Origin of the sequence: Meinhardsimonia xiamenensis, assembly GCF_900102905.1 — a bacterium.
Taxonomy (GTDB): Bacteria; Pseudomonadota; Alphaproteobacteria; order Rhodobacterales; family Rhodobacteraceae; genus Meinhardsimonia; species Meinhardsimonia xiamenensis.
Genome location: NZ_FNFV01000004.1, coordinates 348,030 through 372,375, shown reverse-complemented (window position 1 = coordinate 372,375; position 24,346 = coordinate 348,030). Strand labels below are relative to the sequence as shown.

Here is a 24,346-nt window from a genome sequence, read left to right as displayed (position 1 = left end):
ATGGCCGTCATGACCGAGATCGGGGCGCCGCCGCGCGATCGACTCTCGCGCGCCCGCGCCCTGCACTGGGCGCTGGCGGCGGCGCTTGTACTGGCCGGGCTTGTCAGCCTCGAGATCGGCGCGGCCGACGTGCGCTTCTCGACCATTCTGGCCAGGCTGGCGCGGGGCGAGGCGCTTGGCCAGATGGAGCGGATCGTGCTTTTCGACATCCGGCTGCCGCGGCTGGCCCTGGGCATCCTGGTGGGGGCGGCGCTGGCAGTGTCGGGGGCGACGATGCAGGGCCTGTTTCGCAACCCGCTGGCCGATCCGGGCATCGTCGGGGTCGGGGCGGGCGCCGGCCTCGGCGCGATCCTGGCCATCGTTCTGGGCGCGTTCCTGCCCGTCTGGGCGGTCGCTCTCGCCGGCAACCAGCTTGTCCCCGTTGCCGCCTTTCTGGGCGGCTGGGGCTCGACCCTGCTGCTCTACCGCGTCTCGACGCGCCGCGGCCAGACCTCGGTTGCCACGATGCTTCTGGCCGGCATCGCGCTTGGCGCGCTGGCGGGGGCGCTGTCGGGCATTCTCGTCTATCTTGCCGATGACCGGCAGCTGCGCGACCTGACCTTCTGGGGCCTTGGCTCGCTTGCCGGGGCAAGCTGGGCCAAGGTGATGGCGGCCGGTCCGCTGATCGTGATCGCGATGGTCGCGGCCATGACGCTGGGGCGCGGGCTGAATGCGCTGGCGCTTGGCGAGGCAACCGCCGCGCAGGTCGGCGTCGACGTGCAGCGCATGAAATCCGTCGCGATCCTTGCGGTCGCGGCGGCCACCGGTGCCGCCGTCGCCGTGTCGGGCGGGATCGGGTTCATCGGAATGGTCGTGCCGCATCTGCTGCGCATCGCCAGCGGCCCGGATCACCGCGCGCTGCTTCCGAATGCGGCGCTTCTGGGCGCCATTCTCCTCGTCCTGGCCGATGTCGTTGCACGCCTCGTCATCGCGCCGGCCGAACTGCCGATCGGCATCGTCACGGCGGTCATGGGCGCGCCGGTCTTCCTTTGGATCCTGCTGCGTCGCCGGGGGATCACGATCGCATGAGCCTGATCGCCGAAGACATCCGCGTGCGTTTCGGTCGCCGCGACGCCCTTGGCGGCGTGAGCCTGACCGCCCGGCCGGGCGAGGTCACCGCGATCGTCGGCCCGAACGGTTCGGGCAAGTCCACGCTTCTTGGCGCCCTTGCCGGAACGCTGCCCTTTTCGGGCCGGGTGCGGCTGAACGGGCGCGCCATCGGGGCGATGAAACCATGGGAACTCGCCGCCGAGCGCGCGGTCCTGCCGCAGAGCTGCCAGCTTGCCTTTCCCTTCACGGTGATCGAGGTGGTGCGCATCGGCCTGCAGGCCGGAACCGCAGGCGACCGGGCAGAAGTGCCGATGCAGGCGCTGGCGCGGGTCGGGCTGGCGCATTGCGCCGACCGCCCGTTCCAGGACCTGTCCGGCGGCGAAGCCCAGCGGGTGATGCTGGCACGTGTTCTGGCGCAGGTGTGGAACCCGGTCCAGGACGGCAGGCCGCGCTGGCTTCTGCTGGACGAGCCGGTGTCGAGCCTCGACATCGCGCATCAGTTGCAGGTGATGGAAATTGCCCGTGATTTCGCCCGCGCCGGTGGCGGGGTGGTCACCGTCATGCATGATCTGAACCTGACCGCGCTTTTCTGCGACCGGGTGGCGGTACTGGCAGGCGGCCGGCGGCTGGCACTGGGCCGGCCGGGCGACGTGCTTTGCGACGAAATCCTCTCGCGCGCCTATGGCTGCACGATGCGGGTCAGCGCGCCGCCCCTCGGGGGCGTGCCCTATGTGCTGCCGCATTCGGCATGCCTGTGAAGGGGCGCGCGCAACGACCTGCCGGCACAGGAATGCGTCATGCTCCGCCCGGCACCCGCCGCTTCACGCCGGGAAGAGCGCAGAGCATCTCGTAGAGCAGGTTCGCCGCCACCAGCGCGGTGTTGCCCGACGGATCAAAGGGAGGCGAGACCTCGACCAGATCGCAGCCCACCAGGTTCAGCCCCGCGCAGCCGCGGATGATCTCGTAACCCTGCCAGATGGTCAGCCCGCCCGGCTCGACGGTGCCGGTACCCGGCGCGAAGGCCGGATCAAGGCTGTCGATGTCGAAGCTCAGATAGACGGGCGCATCGCCGATGCGCGCGCGCACCTCCTCCATCAGCGGAACCAACGATCGGTGCCAGCACTCCTCCGCCTGCACCACCCGCCAGCCCCGGGCCCGGCCCCAGTCGAAATCCTCGGGCGAATAGCCCGTGCCCCTGAGCCCGATCTGGAAGACCCGGTCGTCGATCAGGCAGCCTTCCTCCCAGGCGCGGCGGAAGGGACAGCCATGCGCCACCTTCTCGCCGAACATGGTGTCGTTGATGTCGGCATGGGCATCGACATGGATCAGCGCCACCGGGCCGTGACGTTCCTTCATCGCGCGAAGGATCGGCCAGGTCAGCGTGTGGTCGCCCCCCATCGTCAGCGGGATCGCGCCGGTGGCCAGGATGGCGCGATAATGCTCGGCGATGATCTCGACCGACTTCTTCAGGTCGAAGGTATTGATCGGCACATCGCCGATATCGGCCACCTGCAGGCTGTCGAAGGGTGCGGCACCCGTGGCCATGTTGTAGGGGCGGATCATGCGGCTTTCGTCGCGGATCTGGCGCGGGCCCAGCCGTGTTCCGGGCCGGTTCGACGTGCCGATATCCATGGGCACGCCCACGAAACAGGCATCCAGCCCGTCCGCCCCGTCCTGCGCGGGCAGGCGCATCATGGTTGCGGGCCCGCCGAAGCGGGGCATCTCGTTGCCGCCCAGCGGCTGGTTGAAGCGGCGGCTCATGACGCCACCGCCATCAGCCGCGCAAGGGGTCGAACATGCGCGGCAAGCGCGCACCGAAGGTCTTCCAGGGTCATTTCCTCCTCCCGCACGAAATCCACGAAGAGCTGGTTGAGATCGTTGAAGATCATCTCCCCGATCGCCCGCGGCTCGACATCGGGCCGCACCCGCCCGCGGGTCTTCAGGCTTTCCATCAGCGCCACCACCTGGGCGGCAAGCCGGCGGTCGAGCTCCATGTAATGCCGCCCGTTCGGTGTCTTGGGCGCCTCGATGGCAAGAGCCATCGCGTGGCGCCACATCTCCTTGGAGAGATACTTCAGCGAATGGTCGTAATAACCGAAGACGAGCGCCATGACCGCCTCGGCCACATTCTCCGGCGGGTCGGAGACGATGGCCTCTCCCGTGGCCAGCACCTCTTCGACCTCCATCGTCACCGTGGCGATCAGCATGTCGCCCTTGGTCTGGCAGTAGTTGTAGATCGTGCCCACCGACACGCCCGCGCGCGCGGCGACATCCTCGATGTGCGCACTGCGGTAGCCCTTTGCGCGAAACATCTGCGCCGCCGCCGGTCCGCCTGTTGCCTCTCCCTCAGCCCAGTCATCCGTCCTGCCGCCTCTTCCCCGATCAGCCTGACCGGAAAGATGAGCAGGTTCAACTTGTCCGTGCGCATCCTGTGGGCGCACAGACAGGGAGACATCAAGATGACCCCCGTCCGAACCGCCCTTTTCGCGCCGCTCTGCCTCGCCGGGGTGGTCGCGGCGCAGACGGCGCCCGCGACCGGCGAGGTGGATATCGTCATCGGCGGCGGCGCGTGGCTCACGGCGGTGCTGGACGGCGAACAGCCCGGATATCTCGTGCGCCCCCGGCTCTACCCCGCGCCCAATGCCGAGCTTGAAGAGAAGATGCATGATCTGTGGCTCGAGGCGCTGCAGCAATGAGCGCGGCGCGTCGCGCCTGATGGGCCAAGTCCTCGTCGCCCCGGCCGTTCTCTGGACGCTTGCCCTCTTAGCCGCGCCGCGGATCCTCGGCCGAGCGGTCGATGGGTCCGCATCTCTGGCCCAATCGCGCCCCGTCTCGGGCGCCGGGCCGATCGTCCTTCGCGGCGGTGACGTGCCCTTTTCGCCATGCCGCTCATGGCTCCGGCACCCCTCGCCGCCTTGGAAGACAGAGACCCGGTGAATGGAACGAGGCGCATGATGCTGGTCAGGGTCATCAGACCTCGATCGCCGCCGCTCCCTTGAGGCCGGCGCCGCCGCCAATATCGGCGTGGGGGAGACTGCACCGGCGTGACGCTGGAAAACCGCCCCGGGGCAGAGGGAGCCGCTCGGCGATCCAAGACAGCGCGCCCGAGCCCGGAATGGCCGACAGGCGTCACGGTCACGCCCCCGATGCGGGCGTGGCGTACGCTCAGCGCCGTGCCGGCGCGGTCATCTGCAGCAAGCTCAATGCCACGCCGGCCGCCGCGGTTGCAGGAGTCGCCGCCGGGAGCCCGGTCCGTTGCGCAGCCGATCGTGCCAGAAAGAGACGAATCAGGGTTTCCCGCCGGCTGCCATCCGCGAGAGTCGCGACTTCGCCATCCCCAAGCCTTTCCTGCGCTGCGCGCCGGAAATCCGCAAGCTGCCGGTCGAGATCCAGCGCGCCGATGCCTGCCGGCAGGCCAAGCGCGGTCTCGACCACCTTGCGCAGGGGAGGCCGCCCCATCACCAGAAACCAACGGCCATCATCGGTGGTGCTGGCGCGCGCGATCTCGGCCAGCTCGCGATCGGCGCTCAGGGCGAGGCGCAGCGCCTCATCCTGACGGCCGACGGCGATTTCGAACTGACGCGCGCGGTATTGCCGGGCTATCCGCGCTCCGAATCCGGGTAGCCCCGTGTTCGGCGGATCACTGTCGCCAAAACCGAAGGCCCGGGCCATGTCGCGATAGCGGGCGTCGGCAAGCCTGTTGGCCAGCGCTCCCGGTTTGAGCGTGCCCTCTTCGAGCACCTTGCGAATGAAGTAGCGGTTGGGCAGATCACCGTCGAGCCCGAAGGCGCCGAGGGCCACGCGCAGAAGCCGCGGATCCGCGACCAGTTCCGCGGCACTTCCGACCGTGGCGATACGCGCCTCGAAATACGCCGTCTCACGCTGGATGCCGGGGGAGCGGTCGAAGGCCGACTGCTGGGCGGCACGCGTCCGCTCGAGAAATTTCCAGCCCGCCCAGCCTGTCAACGGAAGTGCGGGCCGGAAACTCATTGACGCGCCTGTGCAAGCAGCCGCTCCTCACGCGGAAGAAGCCGGCGCAGCGCCTTGAGCGCCTGATAGTATTGCGAGGCGAGCACCGCCTCGGTCGCCGCGGCGAGTTGCGCGCGGCTGTCGGGATCGCGCAGCGCCTGGCTCAACTGCTCGATGCCACGCAGGAGCTGCGGACGCGCATCCTGAGGCGCCGCATCGCCGGAGAGCACCAGCTGGGCGATGTAGCACACCCGCCGCACGGGCGTGGTCACCTCGTCGGGGTGGATGGCGTCACGAAGCCTGAGAATATGCGCACCCGGCGTGATGATGTTCAGCCGGCTGCGGCGGTCTCCGTTCTCGATCACGGCGCCGTTGATGAGCACACGCTCTCTCGGGCCAAGCTTCAGGACCAGACCGCTCATGCCGCCTTCTCCTGCCCGCGCAGTCCCCTCATCACCGCGGTGTTCACCTCGATCAGAATGGCGGGATCACCCTCGCCGCTCAGCACGAGGTTGCTGTGATGGGCGGTGAACTCGGCAAGATAGAAGATCCTGGCGCGCAGATCATGCGGCAGACGATTGGCCGGATCGGCCACCGCGCTTGCGAGAAGCGTCCACAATCGGCGGTTCTCGTGAAGCGCCTCGGCAAGTGGCGCCAGCCCCCGGCTGCGTGTCTCGGTGGCGGTCCGGAGCCGGGCGGTGACACGCGCGAAGGCATCGTATTCCACGCTCCGCGCGGTGCGCACAGGCGCGACGGCGGGCGAATAAAGGGCGTGGGCCTGTTGATGGCAGGTCACGACAAATCCTTACCTTTGGAGACGGGATCAGATGACGAGGGCCGGAGCGCGGCCGGGCCACGCCCCGGTGGTGCCGTCAGCGGAACAGCGACAGGATCGACTGCGGCGCCTGATTGGCGATGGAGAGTGACTGGATTCCCAGCTGCTGCTGCACCTGCAAAGCCTGCAACCGCGCCGAGGCCTCTTCCATGTCCGCATCCACCAGCGAACCGATCCCGGCCTTGAGCGAATCGGTGAGCTTGCCGACGAAACTTGCCTGCGTCTCGATCCTTCCCTGGTAGGAACCGAAGGCCGCCGAGGCATCGATGGCCTTGTCGATCAGCGTCTCGATGTTTGACAGCGCGGCCGCGGCCCCCGACGAGCTCGTCACGTCAATGCCGCCAAGGCCGAATAGCCCTCCCGAGGCCTGACCACCCGCCGCTCCGGTGACCGCGAAGGCCAGGCTTGCGCCGTCATTGTCCACCTTCAGCTGCCAGGCGCCGTTGTTGTCCCGGGACACCTGCGTTGTAATGCCGTCAAGCCCGGCCGCATCGATTGCTGCCTTCAGCCCGCGCGCGACATCCTCGAAGGTCTCGTTCTTGCCGGCGACATAGGTGTAGGCCGATGAACCTATGGTCACCCGGTAGCCGTCACCCTCGTTGACATTGGCCGAATTGGAGAAGGTCACGTTCTCGGCGCGCTCGGCGATCTCGCTCGCCGAGAGTGTCATGCCTGCTCCTGCCCCGTTCTTCAGGGCGGACACGGACACGGCTTCGAAGGCGCGCGTGGACGAAATCGTCACATCCGCGCCCGAGACGGAGGCGGTAATGCCCTCGAGGCCAAGCGCGTTGATCGCGGCGCTGATGGCGGTGGCGGCAGCGTCCTGGTCTCCGGTGATGTCGCCCGCGGCAAAACTCACCGTGCTGCCACCGATCGTCACCTGAAAGCTGTCTGCGGACACGTCGGCATCAGCATCAACCGTGAGCGTGACGGTGTTGGCGGTGTTGGCCACGGTTGCCGCGCTCACCGTGGCATTCGCCGAGAGGCTCGTGCCCGAACCGTAAGTCCCCGCCGAAGTGGTGAGATCATGACGCTGCACGGTGATGCTCGAGGCCGTCACCGTTCCGTCGGAGGCGCGATCGAGCGAGGCCAGAACGTTGACGTCCTCGGTGCCCTGCAGCAGGTTCAGGCCATTGAACTGCGCTGCGTTCACCACCGAATTGATCTGATCGCGCAATGCGGCAATGTCGGTCTGGATCTTTCCTCGGTCGACGTTGTCCTCCTGCGCGGCGACGATCTTGCCCTTGATCTGGGTCAGCAGGTCGGTGATCGTCTCGGTCGCTTCGCGCGCGACGGCGACGGTCGACTGGCCGAGCGAAAGGCTCTCCGAAATCGCCTGGAATCCCTTCACATCGGCTTCCATGACCTTGGAGATCGCCCAGACCGAGGCGTTGTCCTTCGCGGTTGCAACGGCCTTGCCGGTGGAAATCTCGTTCTGCGTCTTCGACAGATCGGCGTTGATGCTTTTCAGTGTCTGCAGCGCGACCATGGCGCTGGTATTGGTAAGAATGCTGGACATTTCCGGTCCCTTTCCTGCACCGCGCATTTTCGCGGCCTGAGTTGCCAAGCCGCTTCCTCGTGATCACGGGGAAGCGCAGACTGGTCGCCGTTCTGACACTGCGCGCCGACGTCGGCCGGCATCGCGCCCCTCATCGGAGGGCTCGCCGATCGTCCGGCAGCAAGCCTAAGAGATTGCTAAGCTGAACCGGCAAGATGCGGCGAATTTGAACGGGCCTCATCCCTGCCTCACGCACGGCGTGCGGGCTGCCCCACGGCAGGAGGCATGGCACTTTGCATGCGCCCGTCGCGTCCGTAAGTGCGGAATTCGCCAGCGCCGGCGATGGCGCGTGCGCGCTCGCGCGCCCGGCCAATTCCGGCCAGCGCAGCCCGGAAGAGGCCCTCATTGCGCCGCGACAGGGCTTGAAGACGCTCCAGATCACCTGCCTTCGGCCGGTGCTCGGCCAGCTCACGCAACAGGCTCTCCTTTCGCGCCGCCAGTCGCTCCAGCACGTCGAATCGTGCTTCGAGCAGTGCCCGCCGCTCGCGCTCGAGCAGGTCCTCGATCTCCGAGGCAAGGCCTAACGGCTCCTTGTCGGGGGCGGTGGCCCTGCTCATTCTCCCCTCCTGTCAACAACAGGCCCTTCGCGGCGCAAGAGGCTCTCGAAGATCTGTTGCGCAAGGCCGATACCCCCTGCCTTGACCATCAGTCGGGCCTGTTCGCGCCGCAGGAACGACGAGAACTGTTCCTCCCCCGCGCCGCCACCGAACGCGCCAAGCGCGGCGTCAAGCCCGGCGGCGCCGAGCATCTCGGCCAGGAATTCCGCCTCGACTTCCCCGGCCAAGGCGCGCAGCCGCTCGCGGCGCGCCTGAGCCGTCTCATGCGCCGGCACACCGGGGCCATCGGAGAAGGGCCGCATGGGTGGAGCAGAAACCATTTCCTTCAACCTCGTGCCGATTTTCCTGAAGTTTCCTTGCCGGAAGTAAAGATGCGGTAACCCGCCACGGCCATTGTGAAGCGCAGATCATGATTCATCGGTCTAGGGGGCGGAAACGTCGTTGTGCGCACCATCGAGGCATTTCCAAGGGATGCAGATCCGGCGGCACCGCGCCGTCACAGGGCGAGAGCCCGGGAGGAGGCAGGCGATCGGGCGGACTTCTACGGCTTTTCCGCGCCGTTCGCGAGCATGCCTGCCGCGACGGAACCCGCGCCTGCGCCGGGAGTGAGCGCCGTCAACGTGAGCACGGCGACGCACATTGCCGGTGCGGAGCCTTTCGGCGCATCCGCGGGCGACGGCTCCTGTGCGGATCGGAGATTCGCCGCCGCACTTGCGCGCGCGTCGGAAAGGCGCGGGCCGGGATCGGCATCCCATTCACCGCCCCCGCCCGCCGCGCCGCCCTTGCCCAAGCCAGGCGCGCCTGCGCTGCCCATGTTCCCGAGCACGCCGACACCGCACGCCGCCCAACCCGCTAAACACGACGAAGGAAGTGAATCCACACCGGCCGCGAGACAGGTGAAGAACGGAGCAGGAAACACATTGGCAAGGGCTCGACAGGACGCAGCCGAGGCAGGCGGCATGGCCGACATTCCGCCACGCGGCGGGGAAAGACAGGTGCCCGCACCGCCCCCCCCTCCGGCGCCCGAAACCTCACGCGCCGCCGTGGGGCGCAAGTCGGCTTCTCCGACCGATCAGCGTTCAGCCGAAGCTTCACCGATGAAGGGTGACGATGGCGTGACCAACCGCGGCGTGCACGCCCCAGCAGAGGGAACAGATGGGCCTGATCTCGCGAATGGCATGCAGATGCCTGCTGGCGGAAACTTGATCAGCCCGGACCGTGCCGGGACCCATGAAGGCGACTCGGTGCAGGGGGCCTCTTCCGGCGCAGCCTCTCGGCGCGAGGCGCCCTTGGCTCTCGTGCATGCCGCAGGCACCCGGACGGAGACGATACCGGCCCGAGACAACGGCCAGACAGGCGCGGTGCTGGCGCCGGTGACGCCGCGCACCGCGCCCCATAAGTCCGATGATGCCGGGCGCACGCCGATCCTCGAGCCGGACGCGCAGCAGAATGCGCCGGGCTCTGCGCATGTTGCCGCGGAGCGGGAAACCAGAGCTCCGGCGGAGACCAGCGCCCCTCGCGCGGCCGCCCGGGCCCCGACCGGCGCCCCGGCAGCAGGGCCGAGCACGAAGCCTGAACCGGAACATCACCTTCCGGCAATGGAAAGCCGACCTGCGGCGATGCGGGAGCAGGCGGCCATGCGGCAGCAGCTGGCAGCCCCCGCCCCTCTCGCCCCTGACAATTCCGCAGATGCGTGGACGAAAGCGCAGGCGGTGCAGTCGATCGAGGGGCCCGATGTATCGTTGGCCGGCACGGGGCACGCCGATCGGCCCGTGCTGCGATTTGCCACGGCCGACGCTGCCGGACCCGGACATGACCCATCAGGGGCAGCTACGGATGCCGTGCCTCAGCCTGCGGCTTCCGCATCCCGCGCCGATGCGCCAGCCACGGCGGACGGAGCCCGCCCCCCGGCGTCGCCAGGAAACACCGCCTTCCCCGAACCCCGATACCCGCCGGTGCCGGGCACGGTCGCAGAAGAGCCGCTGGCTGATGGCGACCATACCCATGAGCCTGCCGCAGCCATTGTCCCGGCCGGCCCGACCCAGAGTTCCGCAGCGGGCTCGGGCCAACCCATGCCGATACATGGCATCGGGGCCGATCCTTCCCGCCAGATTGCAGGCCAGCTCGCAGCGGTCGCCAGAGCGCTTCCCGACGGGCCCGTCGAGATTGTCCTCGAACCTGAGGAGCTTGGCAGGGTGCGCATGCAGCTGACCGGCAGTGATGGCGTCATGAGCGTGCAAATCAATGTCGAGCGGCCGGAGACCGCCGCGCTCATGCGCCGCCACATAGATCTGTTGGCGAGTGAATTGCGCGAGTTGGGCTATGCGGACGTCTCCTTCGAGTTCACCGGCGACCGCCGGGGATCCGAGCGGGAAGACGGTGGCGCGAGCGCAGCTGGCCTGGCTCCGACTGGCGCGATTGGCATTGACGGAACAACCGATCAGGGCGCGCACGCCGCGGGCGCCGAGGGGCGGGCATTTTCCGCGCCACGTGCGGACGGTCGACGGCTTGACCTGAGGCTCTGAGACTGGCGCAGCGACAAGGCCGGGGCCAGCGTTCAACGGACAGGAGGTGATGGACGGCAATGGACATGGCACCCACGACCCTGGGCGCGCAATCGGCTCCCTCGGCCGGGACCAGCGACGCCAGATCGGACGCGAGGACGAAAGGCGCCACCGCGATCACTTCCGATTTCGAGACATTCCTGAAGATGCTGACGACCCAGATGGAGAATCAGGATCCGCTTAACCCGATCGCTTCGGAGGACCTGGCGGTGCAGCTTGCGACCTTCTCCGGCGTGGAGCAGCAGGTGCTGACCAACGATCTGCTTCAGGGGATTGCCGCGGCGCTCGATCAGGCCGCGCCGCAAAACCTGTCCAGGTGGATCGGCATGGACGTGCGCGCGGTCGGGGCGACGGCCTTCGATGGCGCACCCCTGACGCTCTTTGGCGAAGCTGCCGCCGGCGCCGACAGCGCGGTGCTGGTGGTGCGCGACGCGGCAGAACGGGAAGTCCAGCGCCTGCACGTTCCTCCCGGTGACGAGCAGATCATCTGGGCCGGGGTTGACGAGAACGGCGCGCCGCTGCCGCCCGGTGTCTACAGCTTCGAACTCGAAAGCTACAAGGGCGAGGAACTCGCCGCAGTCACACCCGTCGAGACCTATCACCGCATCATCGAAGCCCGCCGCGAGGAGGAGGGCATCGTTCTCGTCACGCGCGGCGGCGGCAGCATCTCGGCGGAAGAGGTCACGGCGGTAAGAGCGCCCGAAGGCTCATGAGCGCTCGTGAGGCGCCGGATAAGCCCCCCCGCTCCTTCTCACAGCAGCGTTCCGAGCCAGACGCCAAGAGCCGTGAGGCCCGCGCCAAGCCCCACAAGCCCCAGCGACCGCCACCGCTCGCGGCGCGGCGCCTTGCGCTCGGGCATGACCCCGCGGATGAGGGCCGCCTCGGCGAGCTCGGGCAGTTTCGGGCCGAAACGCGACAGGACTTGCGCGGTGCGCAGCAGGTCGCGCGCCATGGCGCGCGGGCCGATGTTCTCGCGGATGTATTCTTCCACAATGGGTTGTGCCACACGCCAGATGTTGATCTGCGGGTTGAGGCTTCGGGCCACGCCCTCGACGACGACCATGGTGCGCTGCAGCAGGATGAGTTCGGTGCGGGTCTGCATTCCGAAGCGCTCGGTGACCTCGAAAAGATGGGCAAGCAGCCGGCCCATCGAGACTTTCGATGCCTCGAGCCCGAAAATCGGTTCACCTACCGAGCGCAAGGCACGGGCGAACTCGTCGATGTCCTGATCGGCGGGCACGTAGCCGGCTTCGAAATGCACCTCCGCCACGCGCCGGTAATCACGCCGGATGAATCCGTAGAGGATTTCTGCATAGACGCGACGGGTGTAGGCGTCGAGCCGCCCCATGATGCCGAAATCCATCGCCACGATGTCACCGTTCGGCGCGACCTTGAGATTTCCCTGGTGCAGGTCGGCGTGGAAGTAGCCGTCGCGCAGCGCATGGCGCAGGAACAGCTCGAGAACCCGCTCGCCCAATGCCTCGGGATCATGGCCTGCAGCCCGCAGCGCCTCGATCTCGCCGAGCGGCACGCCCTCGGCCCAGCCCAGGGTCATGACCCGCCGGGACGAGAGAAACCATTCAACCTTCGGCACCACGAAGCCGGCATCAGGCGCGGTGGTGGCGGCGAACTCGGCTGCCCCCGCAGACTCCATCCGCAGGTCGAGTTCGCCGTTCACGACACCCTCGAAATGGGCGACCACGTCGGAGGGGCGGAGGCGTCGCGACGCGGGCGACAGCAGCTCGATCAACGAGGCGGCGAAATAGAAGGCGTCGATGTCCTTGCGGAATGCCCGTTCGATTCCGGGGCGCAACACCTTCACCGCCACCTCGCGCCCGTCCTCGGCAAGCCGGGCACGATGAACCTGCGCGATGGAGGCCGCCGCCACCGGCTCGCTGAACTCGGAGAAAAGTTCTGCCACCGGCCGGCCGAGCTCTTCCTCGACCACGCGCTTGGCCTCCTCGGTGGGAAAGGGCGGCAACTGGTCCTGCAGAACGCGCAGCTCGCGCGCCAGCCTGTCGCCGACGACATCCGGCCGGGTGGACAGGATCTGCCCGAACTTGACATAGGCCGGGCCGAGCACGGTCAGCGCGCGGGTCAGTGGCGGCAGTGCCGGATCACCGCGCATTCCGAGCCAGGCGAAGGGCCAGCCGAGCACCCGCGCGCCGATTCTCAGCGCCGGTGGCGCGTCGAGCGCATCGAGCACCTCTCGCATGGCGCCGGTGCGCTCGAATGTGGCGCCCGTGCGCACCAGACGCCAGATGTTGTGCGGCCCGCGCATCGCTCAGAGCTTCCAGCCCGAATGCAGGGCAGCGACGCCCATGGTGAGGTTGCGGTAGGCGACGTTCTCGAAGCCCGCGGCCTCGATCATGCCCTTGAACGTCTCCTGATCGGGAAAACGGCGGATGGACTCGACCAGATACTGGTAGCTGGCCCGGTCGCCGGCAACGATCTGGCCCATGACCGGGATGACGTTGAAGGAGTAGCGGTCATAGAGCCACTGCAGCCCCGGGTTGGGCAGCTGCGAGAATTCCAGCACCATCAGCCGTCCGCCCCGGCGCAGCACGCGGAAGGCCTCGGCGAGCGCCACCTCGGGGCGGGTGACGTTACGGATGCCGAAGCTGATGGTGTAGACGTCGAAGCTCGCGTCGGGAAAGGGCAGCGCCATCGCGTCGCCCACCACCCAGTCGAGCCGGTCGCCGAGCTTCTCGGCATCGGCGCGCTTGCGCCCCTCGGCAAGCATCGATTCGGTCATGTCGAGGACGACCGCGCTCGCCCCCGGCGCCCGGCGCAGGAAGCGAAAGGCGATGTCGCCCGTGCCCCCGGCCACATCGAGCAGGCGCTGGCCGGGCCGGGGCGCGAGCCAGTCCATCATCGCATCCTTCCACAGCCGGTGGATGCCCGCCGACATCAGGTCGTTCATCACGTCATAGCGCGAGGCGACCGAGGAAAAGACGCCATGCACGCGCCGGGCCTTCTCCTCCTCCGGCACCGTCTGGAATCCGAAATGGGTGGTCTTCTGGCCGTTCTCGTCCATCTGCCCTTGCCGCGCGGGGAAATCTGCCCCTCCTTATAGGGCGCGCGGGCGCGGCCGCAATGTGGTGAAGGGAAGCAATGCCGGAACTGCCGGAGGTCGAGACGGTGCGGCGCGGGCTTGTGCCCGTGCTCGAGGGCGCGGTGATCGCGCGGGTCGAGCTCAGGCGGGAGGGGCTGCGCTGGCCGTTTCCGCCAGACATGGCCGCGCGGCTCACCGGGCGGCGCGTGCGCTTGTTGCGCCGGCGGGCCAAATACATCCTTGCCGACCTCGATTCGGAGGAGACGCTGCTCATCCACCTTGGCATGTCGGGGCGGATGCTGATCTCGGGCCGCGCACCGGGGCTTTTTGCGCATGAGCGAGCCACCCCCGACCGCCATGATCACGTGGTCATCGACACCGAGGCCGGCGCGCGCATCACCTTCAACGACGCCCGCCGCTTCGGCGCGATGGATCTTTTTCCCACGGGGCAGGAAGCGGCGCACCGGCTGTTGCGCGATCTGGGTCCCGAACCCTTGGGCAACGGCTTTTCGGCGGCGTGGCTGCGGGAGCGTCTTGCTGGTCGCCGGATGCCGATCAAGGCCGTGCTTCTCGACCAGCGAATCGTTGCCGGTCTCGGCAACATCTACGTCTGCGAGGCGCTGCACAGGGCGCAAATCTCGCCCCTGCGCGCGGCAGGGCGGATTTCCGCGGTCCGCCTCGAGCGGCTCGTCAGCGCCATTCGCGAGGTGCTGTCAGAGGCCATCGCGGCAGGCGGCTCGAGCCTGCGTGACCACCGGCAGACGAGCGGCGAAATGGGTTATTTTCAGCATGATTTCCGCGTCTACGGCCGCGAAGGCGCCCCCTGCCCCACCCCCGGCTGCAGCGGCATGATCCGCCGCGTGGTGCAGTCGGGCCGGTCGAGTTTCCATTGTCCCGCCTGCCAGCGTTAGCGCCACAGACGGGTTGAAACGCGGCCCACGATCGGTATGGAATGCGCCGGACGGGGAACCATCACAGGCAGGCTCATGGCCTACAAGACGATCATCGTCGAGATCGAAGACCACGTCGCTCTCATCAAGCTCAACCGGCCAGAGGCTCTGAATGCGCTCAACAGCGAGCTTCTGGGCGAGCTCGCCCAGGCCGTGACCGAGGCCGACGCCAACGAGCGCGTGCGCGTCATCGTCATCACCGGAAACGAGAAGGCCTTTGCCGCCGGCGCCGACATCAAGGAGATGGCGGAAAAGAGCTTCGTGGACATGTTCAGCTCGAACTTCTTCGCCCGCGAAGCGCAGGCGATCGAGAACTGCCGCAAGCCGATCATTGCCGCGGTGGCAGGTTACGCGCTTGGCGGCGGCTGCGAGCTGGCGATGATGTGCGACTTCATCATTGCCGCGGACAACGCCAAGTTCGGCCAGCCCGAGATCAATCTCGGCGTGGTGGCCGGCATCGGGGGCACGCAGCGGCTTACGCGCGCGGTGGGCAAGTCGAAATCGATGGACATGCACCTGACCGGCCGCTTCATGGATGCCGAGGAAGCCGAGCGCGCGGGCCTCGTCAGCCGCGTGGTGCCCGCCAAGAAGCTGATGGAAGAGGCGTTGGCCGCGGCCCAGAAGATCGCCGAGAAGTCGATGCTCACCGCGATGGCTGTGAAGGAAGCGGTGAACCGCAGTTTCGAGACCTCGCTTTCGGAGGGCGTGCTGTTCGAGCGGCGGCTGTTCTATTCGCTCTTCGCCACCGAGGACCAGCGCGAGGGCATGGCCGCCTTCCTCGAGAAGCGCCAGCCCCAGTTCCGCGACCGCTGAACGCGATCGCTGTTGCCATCGTGACCGATTCGGCGTATCCGCCGCCACTGTGACATGCGCGTGAGGCCCGCTCTGGCCGGAGTTGCCGATGCTTTCCCGGCAGGGTCTCGTTCGCGCGGGATGTGAAAAGACGAGCCCGGGAAAGGGAAACAGACATGGCCAACACGCCTCAAGCCAAGAAGCGCGCGCGTCAGAATCAGCGCCGTTATGCCATCAACAAGGCCCGCCGTTCGCGGATTCGCACCTTCCTGCGCAAGGTCGAAGAGGCAATCGCTTCGGGTGATGCCGAGGCCGCAAAGGCCGCGCTTCGCGCCGCTCAGCCGGAGCTGATGCGCGGTGTGACGAAGGGCGTCCTGCACAAGAATACCGCGGCACGGAAGATGTCGCGCCTCGCCGCCCGGGTGAAGGCGCTCTCGCAGGCCTGAGCCGGCGCGGAGCCTGGCTGCCGGGGTATTCCCCGGAACGAATCGGGACGACACGAGACAGGCGCGCCCAGGTGGGCGCGTCTTTTTCATCACCGGTGTTGCAACTGCGCAGCGCCGTTTCCGCGCATCAAGGGCTTGTCGCGAGTCGCTTCTGCAAAGATCGCGTCAAGAACTTTGTTCGATTGCGCAGCTCTTGAAGCCGTTGCTACCTAATGCCTGCGATTCAGTTCGTCCTTGGGGGGACACAGCGCTGACTCGGTGATGTTGCCGGCCAGGCCTTGCGGGTTCGGCCCGTTGGATCTGTGCCGTGTGACACGACCAGTTCGGGTGGGCAACACCTGGCGACCGACAGACAACGGGCGGCGAGGCCCTGGTCTGGATGTCTCCCCGGGCAGTTCATGGCGGTGCGTACTCGCGGGTGACCCTGCAGCATTCGTAAATGCATCGCCGGGCTGTTGCCGTGAGACTCCGGCCTCGGCGCCGGATGGCGCCTCAGGCAGCGAAACTGGACGCGGATTCCGAGCGGGGCGGCTCAAGAGCTCCCTCGGGGTCGCACGCCGGTTGGCGTCGTTCGGGGACGGGTTCGTGAGCTTCGGTGGACAGGAAATGCAAGAAGACACCTGGGGGACGGCAAGCGAAGCGCTTCGCAAGAAGATCGGGCAGAACAACTACACCACCTGGATCGAGCCGCTGAAGCTTCTGGAAATCTCCGAGGGGCGCGCGGTTCTCGCCGCGCCCACAAGGTTTCTTGGCGATTGGGTGCAGCGCAATTTCGGCGAGCAGATTCTGGCGGAACTGCGCGCCGCGGGCGTGGAGGTGGGACGGCTTGAATATCGCGTCGCGGCACTGCGGCGTGATCCTCAGCCCGCGGCCGGCAAGACATCGGCGGCGTCATGCGCGCCCGCCGACGCCGCCGAGACCCAGCGCGGGGCGGCGGCGGGGTGGGATGACGACATGCCCGGCGCTCCGCTCGATCCGCGCTTCACCTTCGACAGCTTCGTGGTCGGAAAGCCGAACCAGCTTGCGCACGCCGCTGCCCGGCGCGTGGCCGAGGGGCGTGAGGTGACCTTCAACCCGCTGTTCCTTTACGGCGGGGTGGGTCTTGGCAAGACGCATCTGATGCACGCCATCGCCCATGAGCTCAGGACACGGCGGCCGGAGATGACGGTGCTCTATCTTTCGGCGGAGCAGTTCATGTACCGGTTCATCCGCGCCCTACGCGAGCAGCAGATGATCGACTTCAAGCAGCTGTTCCGCTCGGTCGATGTGCTGATGGTGGACGATGTTCAGTTCATCGCCGGCAAGGAATCGACTCAGGAGGAATTCTTCCACACCTTCAACGCGCTCGTGGACCAGCACAAGCAGATCGTCATTTCCGCCGACCGCGCGCCGGGAGAGATCAAGGATCTCGAGGAACGGATCAGATCGCGCCTGCAGTGCGGGCTGGTGGTTGATCTGCATCCGGCCGACTATGAACTGAGGCTCGGGATTCTGCAGAAGAAGGCCGAGACCTACCGCCGCCAGTATCCCGAGCTGCAGCTTGCCCAGGGCGTGCTCGAGTTTCTCGCCCACCGCATCACCTCCAATGTGCGCGTCCTCGAGGGCGCCCTGATGCGCCTGTTTGCCTTTGCCTCGCTGGTGGGACGCGAGATCACGCTGGGGCTGGCGCAGGAGTGCCTGACCGACATCCTGCGCGCCTCCGACCGCAAGGTGACGGTGGAGGAGATCCAGCGCCGGGTGGCCGAACACTACAACATCCGCCTCTCGGACATGATCGGCCCCAAGCGCGTGCGCGCCATCGCCCGCCCGCGGCAGGTGGCCATGTATCTGGCCAAGCATCTCACCTCGCGCAGCCTGCCCGACATCGGCCGCCGTTTCGGCGGGCGCGACCATACCACGGTGATGCATGGCGTGCGCCGTATCGAAGAGCTGATGGCTGCCGACAGCCAGCTCGCGGAGGACGTGGAGCTTTTGCGCCGGGCGCTTGAGGGGTGAGTGCCGGCCGCGCTTGACGGCGGAAGGCACTGGACTGACAATCTGGAAAAGTGCTTGAGCCGGGGCGGAAATCGCATAGATTTCCGCCCCCGGCATCTTGGAGGAACCGCGGCATGAAGATCAGCATCGAGCGCGGCACGCTTCTTCGCGCCGTAGCGCAGGCGCAATCGGTGGTGGAGCGGCGCAACACCATCCCGATTCTGGCCAATGTGCTGATCGAGGCGGAAGGCGAGCAGGTAAGCTTCCGCGCCACCGACCTCGACATCGAGGTGATCGACCGGGTGCCGGCACAGGTGCTGCGCCCGGGGGCGACCACGGTGGCGGCGGTGACGCTGCACGAGATCGTGCGCAAGCTGCCCGAGGGTGCGCTGGTGCAGCTTTCCGACGACGGTGCCTCGGGACGGCTTTCGGTGGAGGCGGGCCGGTCGCGCTTTCAGCTGGCCACCCTGCCCAGGGAGGATTTTCCGGTGATGGCCTCATCGGAATACAGCTCCAACTTCGCCGCGCCTGCCCCGGTGCTGCGGCGCCTCTTCGACAAGTCCCGCTTTGCCATCTCCACCGAGGAGACACGCTATTACCTCAACGGCGTCTACATGCATGTGGCCGACGGCGAGACGGGCCGCGTCCTGCGCTGCGTGGCCACCGACGGGCATCGCCTCGCGCGGATCGATGCGCCGCTGCCGCCGGGCGCGGAGGACATGCCCGGCGTGATCGTGCCAAAGAAGACGGTGGAGCAGCTGCGCAAGCTCCTTGACGACGACGAGGCCGAGATCGCGGTGTCGGTGAGCGAGACCAAGGTGCGCTTCGCCACGCCGGAGATCACCCTGACCTCGAAGGTGATCGACGGCACCTTCCCCGACTACAGCCGCGTGATTCCGGTGAACAACCCCCGGCGCATGGAGGTGGACGCCGCCGAATTCGCCCAGGCCGTGGACCGTGTGGCAACGGTGTCCTCGGAGCGCTCACGCGCCGTGAAGATGATCCTCGACGAGGACCGGCTTCTCCTCAGCGTCAACGCTCCCGATTCGGGCGCGGCGGAGGAGGAACTTGCGGTGGCTTATGCCGACGACCACCTCGAGATCGGCTTCAATGCCAAGTATCTCCTCGAGATCGCCGGGCAGGTGGACCGGGAGAATGCCGTGTTCCTGTTCAACTCGCCAGCAGATCCCACCGTCATGCGGGAGGGCAACGACATGAGCGCCGTCTATGTCGTCATGCCCATGCGGGTGTGAGGGGGGCGCGCCTGCGGCGCGGACGCCGCTGCGCGGCGTGCCTCCGGCAGGGGTATTTGACCCAGGGTGATGAGGCGGGGGTGTGTCCCGGCTTTTCCTGAAGGCGCTCTCCCTGTCGCATTTCCGCTCGCATCGGGCGACGCGGCTGGCGCTTGACCATCGCCCGGTGGCGATCTTCGGAGCCAATGGCGCGGGCAAGACCAACATTCTGGAGGCCATCTCGCTGCTCTCACCGGGCCGGGGGCTGCGGCGCGCGGCGGCCGGCGAGATGGCGCGCCGGCCCGAGGAGGTCGGCTGGAAGGTTACCGCAGCGCTGGACAGTCTCGGCCAGCACCACGAGATCGAGACATGGGCGGAGCCGGGACAGGCGCGGCAGCTCAGGATCGATGGAAAGACCGCGCCTCAGGCGGAGCTTGGCCGCATTGCGCGAATCTTGTGGCTCACCCCGGCGATGGACCGGCTGTGGACGGAGGGCGCGGAGGGGCGGCGGCGGTTTCTTGACCGCATCGCGCTGAGCCTTTTTCCCGAGCACGGCGATATCGCGCTGCGTTATGAGCGGGCGATGCGCGAGCGCAACCGGCTCCTGCGCGACGGCGTGCGCGACGGGCGCTGGTATGAGGCGCTCGAAGCGCAGATGGCGAGCGCCGGGGCGGCATTGCTGGCCGGGCGCCGCGCGGCAATCGCACGGCTTGCGGCGGTGCAGCCAAGGGCCGAGGGCCCCTTCCCTGCCGCCACGCTGAGCCTCGAGACGCCCGAGGGAGAAGCGCTGCCCGACTCCGAACGCGCGCTTGCTGCGGCGATCGCACGCTCACGACCGCGCGACATGGCCGCGGGGCGCAGCCTCATTGGGCCGCACAGGCAGGATCTCGTGGCCGTCTATGCGGCGAAGGCCGTGCCGGCGCGGGACTGTTCGACCGGCGAGCAGAAAGCGCTTCTGATCTCGCTCATTCTGGCCAATGCGCGCGCCATCGCCGAGGATTTCGGCGCACCACCGATCCTGCTCCTTGACGAGGTGGCAGCGCATCTCGATGCGCAGCGTCGCGCCGCGCTTTTCGCCGAAATCCTCGCCCTCGGCGCGCAGGCCTGGATGACCGGGACAGGGGAGGAGCTCTTTGACGAGCTGGGCGAGAAGGCTCAGCGCCTCGAGGTGCGCGAGGCTCAAGGGCAGTCGCTCGTTGAGATGCGCGATTGACAGCCGCGCCTGCCCGCCGCATTGGCACCGCAGGGAAACGGGAAGAAGCATGTCGGCAAGCGCCCTTGATCTTGCTCTCTATGCCGGCGCCGTGGCGATCCTTTTCGCCACGCCGGGGCCGGTGTGGGTGGCGCTGACGGCGCGGGCGCTGTCGGGCGGGTTTCACGCCGCCTGGCCGCTGGCGCTCGGCGTGGTGGTGGGCGATGCGCTCTGGCCGGCGCTGGCTGTCTTTGGCGTGGCCTGGGTGGTCTCGGTGTTCGACGGCTTCATGGCAACGCTGAGGCTCGTGGCAAGCGGCATCTTCCTTGTCATGGGGCTGGGGCTCATCCGCCGCCGCCACCGGGTCGTCGCCGCCGACAACCGCCTCACCCGCCCCGGTGCATGGGCCGGATTTACCGCAGGGCTGGCGGTGATCCTGGGCAATCCCAAGGCGATCCTTTTCTACATGGGCGCCCTGCCCGGCTTCTTCGATCTCGGCCACGTCACCGCGGGCGATGTCGGCGCGATCATGGCCATTTCGATGGCGGTGCCGCTTGCTGGAAACCTCGTCATGGCGGCCTTTCTGGGGCGCATCCGGACGCTTCTGAAGTCACCCGCGGCGCTGGCGCGGCTCAATCTGGTGGCGGGGCTCCTGCTCGTCGCCGTGGGGGTGGCAATCCCCTTCACCTGACACCAAATATTGTGTGTTGGGCGTGACATTTCCCCCATGAAATCGTAGATTTGCCCCGCAACGAGTGAGGAATTCCCGCATGGCGGACACCATCCGGCAGCCGGACGATTATGGCGCCGAATCCATCAAGGTTCTCAAGGGCTTGGAGGCCGTTCGCAAGCGGCCTGGCATGTACATCGGCGATACCGATGACGGCTCCGGCCTGCACCACATGGTCTATGAGGTCGTCGACAACGGCATCGACGAGGCGCTGGCCGGCTACGCCACCGAGGTGCGCGTGACCATTCATGCTGACTCGAGCGTGTCGGTCACCGACAACGGCCGTGGCATCCCTGTCGACATCCACCCCGAGGAAGGGGTAAGCGCGGCCGAGGTCATCATGACCCAGCTGCATGCGGGCGGGAAGTTCGACTCCAATTCCTACAAGGTGTCGGGCGGCCTGCACGGCGTGGGCGTCTCTGTGGTCAATGCGCTGTCGGACTGGCTCGAGCTGACCATCTGGCGCGACGGCAAGGAGCATTTCGCCCGCTTCGAGCACGGCGAGACGGTCGAGCACCTGCATGTGGTGGGCGATGCGCAGGGCCGCCGCGGCACGCGGGTGCGGTTTCTGGCCTCTACGCAGACCTTTTCCAACCTCGACTACAACTTCCGCACGCTGGAAAACCGGCTGCGCGAGCTCGCCTTTCTCAATTCCGGCGTGCGCATCATCCTCGAGGACGAGCGCCCCGCCGAGCCGCTCAGGGTGGAGATGTGCTACGAGGGCGGCGTGCGCGAATTCGTGCGCTTCGTGGACCGTCACAAGCACCCGCTGATCGAGGAGCCGATCTACATCGCCGGCGAGCGCGACGGCATCGGCGTCGAGATCGCCATGTGGTGGAACGACGGCTACAACGAGATGGTGCTGCCGTTTACCAACAACATCCCCCAGCGCGACGGCGGCACGCATCTTGCAGGCTTTCGCGGGGCGCTCACCCGCACGCTGACGCGCTATGCGCAAAGCTCCGGCCTTTCGAAGAAGGAGAAGGTGAACTTCACCGGCGATGACGCGCGCGAGGGGCTGACCTGCGTGCTCTCGGTCAAGGTGCCGGACCCGAAGTTCTCCTCCCAGACCAAGGACAAGCTCGTCTCCTCCGAGGTGCGGCCGGCGGTCGAGGGTCTCGTCAATGAAAAGCTCGCCGAGTGGCTCGAGGAGCACCCGGCCGAGGCGAAGCTGATCGTTGGCAAGATCATCGAGGCGGCGGTGGCGCGGGAGGCCGCGCGCAAGGCGCGGGAGATGACGCGCAAGAAATCCGCGCTCGATGTGGCCAGCCTGCCCGGCAAGCTCGCCGACTGCCAGGAGAAGGACCCGGCCAAGCGCGAGCTCTTTCTTGTCGAGGGAGACTCGGCGGGCGGTTCGGCCAAGCAGGGGCGCGCGCGGGCCAATCAGGCGGTGCTGCCGCTCAGGGGCAAGATCCTCAACGTCGAGCGCGCGCGCTTTGACCGGATGCTCTCGAGCCAGGAGATCGGCACGCTCATCACTGCGCTTGGTACCGGCATCGGGCGCGACGAGTTCGACATCTCGAAGCTGCGCTATCACAAGATCATCATCATGACGGATGCGGATGTGGACGGTGCCCATATCCGCACGCTGCTTCTGACCTTCTTCTTCCGCCAGATGCCCGACATCATCGAAAACGGGCATCTCTACATCGCCCAGCCCCCGCTCTACAAGGTCACGCGCGGCAAGTCGGAGGTGTATCTGAAGGATCAGGCGGCGCTGGAGGACTACCTCATCGAACAGGGTGTCGAAGCCGCGGTGCTGCGGCTCGGGTCGGGCGAGGAGATCGTCGGGCAGGATCTACGCCGGGTGGTGGAGGAGGCGCGGCAGGTGCGGCGCATCCTCAATGCCTTTCCCACCCACTACCCCCGCGAGATCCTCGAGCAGGCGGCAATCGCCGGGGCCTTCGTGGCCGGGGCGGCGGATGCCGACCTGCAGGGCGTGGCCGACAAGGTGGCTGCCCGCCTAGACCTCATCGCGCCCGAATACGAGCGCGGCTGGCAGGGCCGCCCGACGCAGGACCACGGGCTGAGGCTCAGCCGCGTCTTGCGCGGGGTTGACGAGGTGCGCGTGATCGACGGGCCGGTGCTGCGCTCGGCCGAGGCGCGCAAGCTGGGGCAGTTCACCGACAGCCTGCGTGAGACCTATGGCAGCGAGGCCACGCTCATCCGCCGCGAGCGGCAGGTGCCGATCTTCGGGCCGCTCTCGCTGCTCGAGACGATCTTCGCCGAGGGCGAGAAGGGCGTGACCCTGCAGCGCTACAAGGGTCTGGGCGAGATGAACCCCGACCAGCTTTGGGAGACCACGCTCGACCCCGAGGCGCGCACCCTTCTGCAGGTGAAGATCGAGGATCTCGCCGAGGCCGACGACCTCTTCACCAAGCTGATGGGCGATGTGGTGGAGCCGCGGCGCGAATTCATCCAGAAAAACGCGCTGAGCGTCGAAAACCTCGACTTCTGAGATTTGGTCGGAGACGCAGGGCGGGCCACGCGCCCGCGGCCGCTCTGCGTCCCTTCTTCAAGCGTCCCGCCGGCCGGGTTACCCCGCCCAGGCCACCACGCGCTGGCGCTGCTCGCCAAGACCCTCGATGCCCAGCCGCATCACCTGACCTGGCCGCAGGAATGTCGGCGGCTTCATACCGAGGCCCACTCCCGGCGGCGTGCCGGTGGAAATGATGTCACCGGGCTGCAGCGACATGAACTGCGAGATGTAATGAACGAGAAACCGCACGCCATAGACCATGGTGGCGGTGGTGCCGTCCTGCCGCCGCTCGCCGTCGACCTCGAGCCACAACCGCAGGTTCTGGGGGTCGGGCACCTCGTCGCGGGTGACGAGCCACGGCCCGATCGGGCCGAAGGTGTCGGCGGACTTGCCCTTGATCCACTGCCCGCAACGCTCGGTCTGGAAGGCGCGCTCGGAGATGTCATTCACCACGCAATAGCCGGCGACGTGATCCATAGCCTCCTCTTCCGACACATAGCGGGCTTCCTTGCCGATCACCACGCCGAGCTCGACCTCCCAGTCGGTCTTTTCCGACCCCTTGGGAATGATCACGTCGTCGTTCGGCCCGCAAACCGCGCTCGTGGCCTTGCCGAAGATCACCGGCTCGGGCGGCACCTCCATCCCGGTCTCCTCGGCGTGATCGGAGTAGTTGAGGCCGATGCAGATGAACTTGCCGATGCGCCCGACACAGGGGCCGAGCCTCGGCGAGCCCTCCACAATGGGCAGGCTCGTCGGATCGAGCTCCTGCAGCCGCGCCAGCCCCTCCGGGGTGAGAGTCGCACCGGCGATATCCTCCACAACCCCGGAAAGATCGCGGATGTGCCCCTCGGCACTCAACATGCCGGGCTTCTCCGCCCCCCGTTCGCCGTATCTGAGAAGTTTCATGCCGTCCCTTGTCCTTTC

24 protein-coding genes are annotated in these 24,346 nt (G+C 67.4%); 13 read left to right on the top strand and 11 right to left on the bottom strand.

Translation table 11 applies throughout. The features are described 5' to 3' along the window. The gene (locus BLQ14_RS10900; RefSeq protein WP_092500582.1) at positions 1–1,068 is read left to right on the top strand and encodes a FecCD family ABC transporter permease; all 1,068 of its coding nucleotides are present in this window, start codon (positions 1–3) and stop codon (positions 1,066–1,068) included. After that, positions 1,065–1,847, top strand: a complete 783-nt coding sequence (locus BLQ14_RS10895) for a heme ABC transporter ATP-binding protein (RefSeq protein WP_092500581.1) — start codon at positions 1,065–1,067, stop codon at positions 1,845–1,847. The genes BLQ14_RS10900 and BLQ14_RS10895 overlap by 4 nt, the downstream gene beginning before the upstream one ends. Before the next feature lie 37 nt (positions 1,848–1,884). Here the strand turns inward: BLQ14_RS10895 and speB are convergent, their stop codons facing one another. Both speB and BLQ14_RS10885 read right to left on the bottom strand, forming a co-directional pair. Then, entirely contained in the window at positions 1,885–2,850 is a 966-nt protein-coding gene (gene speB / locus BLQ14_RS10890) for an agmatinase (RefSeq protein WP_092500580.1), read from the bottom strand. Then, the gene (locus tag BLQ14_RS10885; protein WP_245657073.1) at positions 2,847–3,401 is read right to left on the bottom strand and encodes a TetR/AcrR family transcriptional regulator; all 555 of its coding nucleotides are present in this window, start codon (positions 3,399–3,401) and stop codon (positions 2,847–2,849) included. Before BLQ14_RS10885 ends, speB begins: the two co-directional genes overlap by 4 nt. 147 nt (positions 3,402–3,548) lie before the next feature. Between BLQ14_RS10885 and BLQ14_RS10880 the strand changes: the two genes are divergently transcribed. Continuing rightward, complete coding sequence (locus tag BLQ14_RS10880) at positions 3,549–3,785, top strand: hypothetical protein (RefSeq protein ID WP_143004483.1); 237 nt, start codon at positions 3,549–3,551, stop codon at positions 3,783–3,785. A 469-nt stretch (positions 3,786–4,254) separates the two neighbouring features. Here the strand turns inward: BLQ14_RS10880 and BLQ14_RS10875 are convergent, their stop codons facing one another. From BLQ14_RS10875 to BLQ14_RS10850, 6 genes are all read right to left on the bottom strand, one after another. Further along, the gene (locus tag BLQ14_RS10875; RefSeq protein WP_092500578.1) at positions 4,255–5,079 is read right to left on the bottom strand and encodes a DUF1217 domain-containing protein; all 825 of its coding nucleotides are present in this window, start codon (positions 5,077–5,079) and stop codon (positions 4,255–4,257) included. Beyond that, positions 5,076–5,480: a flagellar biosynthesis repressor FlbT gene (gene flbT / locus BLQ14_RS10870; RefSeq protein WP_092500577.1), complete on the bottom strand. Its 405-nt coding sequence runs from the start codon at positions 5,478–5,480 to the stop codon at positions 5,076–5,078. Before flbT ends, BLQ14_RS10875 begins: the two co-directional genes overlap by 4 nt. Then, on the bottom strand, positions 5,477–5,854 hold the full coding sequence (gene flaF, locus BLQ14_RS10865) for a flagellar biosynthesis regulator FlaF (protein ID WP_092500576.1): 378 nt from the start codon (positions 5,852–5,854) through the stop codon (positions 5,477–5,479). The genes flbT and flaF overlap by 4 nt, the downstream gene beginning before the upstream one ends. A 76-nt stretch (positions 5,855–5,930) precedes the next feature. Continuing rightward, positions 5,931–7,412 carry a flagellin gene (locus BLQ14_RS15620; RefSeq protein WP_092500575.1) on the bottom strand — a complete coding sequence of 494 codons (1,482 nt, stop codon included), beginning with the start codon at positions 7,410–7,412 and terminating at the stop codon, positions 5,931–5,933. Positions 7,413–7,639: 227 nt separating this feature from the next. After that, on the bottom strand, positions 7,640–8,008 hold the full coding sequence (locus BLQ14_RS15280; protein ID WP_106176385.1) for a hypothetical protein: 369 nt from the start codon (positions 8,006–8,008) through the stop codon (positions 7,640–7,642). After that, positions 8,005–8,310 carry a rod-binding protein gene (locus BLQ14_RS10850; protein WP_092500573.1) on the bottom strand — a complete coding sequence of 102 codons (306 nt, stop codon included), beginning with the start codon at positions 8,308–8,310 and terminating at the stop codon, positions 8,005–8,007. Before BLQ14_RS10850 ends, BLQ14_RS15280 begins: the two co-directional genes overlap by 4 nt. Before the next feature lie 795 nt (positions 8,311–9,105). Between BLQ14_RS10850 and BLQ14_RS10845 the strand changes: the two genes are divergently transcribed. Together BLQ14_RS10845 and BLQ14_RS10840 are read left to right on the top strand one after the other, a co-directional pair. Next, entirely contained in the window at positions 9,106–10,533 is a 1,428-nt protein-coding gene (locus tag BLQ14_RS10845; protein WP_170068428.1) for a flagellar hook-length control protein FliK, read from the top strand. A 65-nt stretch (positions 10,534–10,598) separates the two neighbouring features. Beyond that, entirely contained in the window at positions 10,599–11,285 is a 687-nt protein-coding gene (locus BLQ14_RS10840) for a flagellar hook capping FlgD N-terminal domain-containing protein (RefSeq protein ID WP_092500616.1), read from the top strand. A 38-nt stretch (positions 11,286–11,323) separates the two neighbouring features. Here the strand turns inward: BLQ14_RS10840 and ubiB are convergent, their stop codons facing one another. Beyond that, complete coding sequence (gene ubiB, locus BLQ14_RS10835; RefSeq protein ID WP_092500571.1) at positions 11,324–12,853, bottom strand: 2-polyprenylphenol 6-hydroxylase; 1,530 nt, start codon at positions 12,851–12,853, stop codon at positions 11,324–11,326. Positions 12,854–12,856: 3 nt separating this feature from the next. Continuing rightward, the gene (ubiE, locus tag BLQ14_RS10830) at positions 12,857–13,609 is read right to left on the bottom strand and encodes a bifunctional demethylmenaquinone methyltransferase/2-methoxy-6-polyprenyl-1,4-benzoquinol methylase UbiE (protein WP_092500570.1); all 753 of its coding nucleotides are present in this window, start codon (positions 13,607–13,609) and stop codon (positions 12,857–12,859) included. Between the two features lie 77 nt (positions 13,610–13,686). Between ubiE and mutM the strand changes: the two genes are divergently transcribed. From mutM to gyrB, 8 genes are all read left to right on the top strand, one after another. Further along, on the top strand, positions 13,687–14,538 hold the full coding sequence (mutM, locus tag BLQ14_RS10825) for a bifunctional DNA-formamidopyrimidine glycosylase/DNA-(apurinic or apyrimidinic site) lyase (protein ID WP_092500569.1): 852 nt from the start codon (positions 13,687–13,689) through the stop codon (positions 14,536–14,538). Positions 14,539–14,613: 75 nt separating this feature from the next. Beyond that, the gene (locus BLQ14_RS10820) at positions 14,614–15,390 is read left to right on the top strand and encodes an enoyl-CoA hydratase (protein ID WP_092500615.1); all 777 of its coding nucleotides are present in this window, start codon (positions 14,614–14,616) and stop codon (positions 15,388–15,390) included. 155 nt (positions 15,391–15,545) lie between these two features. Further along, a complete protein-coding gene (rpsT, locus tag BLQ14_RS10815) occupies positions 15,546–15,815 on the top strand; it encodes a 30S ribosomal protein S20 (RefSeq protein ID WP_092500568.1) in 270 nt (89 codons plus the stop codon). A gap of 606 nt (positions 15,816–16,421) precedes the next feature. Continuing rightward, positions 16,422–17,810, top strand: a complete 1,389-nt coding sequence (gene dnaA / locus BLQ14_RS10810) for a chromosomal replication initiator protein DnaA (RefSeq protein ID WP_092500567.1) — start codon at positions 16,422–16,424, stop codon at positions 17,808–17,810. A 113-nt stretch (positions 17,811–17,923) separates the two neighbouring features. After that, positions 17,924–19,042, top strand: coding sequence for a DNA polymerase III subunit beta (gene dnaN, locus BLQ14_RS10805; RefSeq protein ID WP_092500566.1), 1,119 nt, complete (start codon positions 17,924–17,926; stop codon positions 19,040–19,042). 82 nt (positions 19,043–19,124) lie between these two features. Then, complete coding sequence (gene recF, locus BLQ14_RS10800; protein WP_092500565.1) at positions 19,125–20,234, top strand: DNA replication/repair protein RecF; 1,110 nt, start codon at positions 19,125–19,127, stop codon at positions 20,232–20,234. 49 nt (positions 20,235–20,283) lie between these two features. After that, positions 20,284–20,904 (top strand): LysE family translocator, encoded by a 621-nt coding sequence (locus BLQ14_RS10795; RefSeq protein WP_092500564.1) that lies wholly within the window; start codon positions 20,284–20,286, stop codon positions 20,902–20,904. Between the two features lie 79 nt (positions 20,905–20,983). Then, positions 20,984–23,401 (top strand): DNA topoisomerase (ATP-hydrolyzing) subunit B, encoded by a 2,418-nt coding sequence (gene gyrB, locus BLQ14_RS10790; protein ID WP_092500563.1) that lies wholly within the window; start codon positions 20,984–20,986, stop codon positions 23,399–23,401. 78 nt (positions 23,402–23,479) lie between these two features. On the opposite strand, the gene BLQ14_RS10785 is transcribed toward gyrB, so the two are convergent. Then, positions 23,480–24,328: a fumarylacetoacetate hydrolase family protein gene (locus tag BLQ14_RS10785; RefSeq protein WP_092500562.1), complete on the bottom strand. Its 849-nt coding sequence runs from the start codon at positions 24,326–24,328 to the stop codon at positions 23,480–23,482. Positions 24,329–24,346 lie beyond the last annotated feature (18 nt).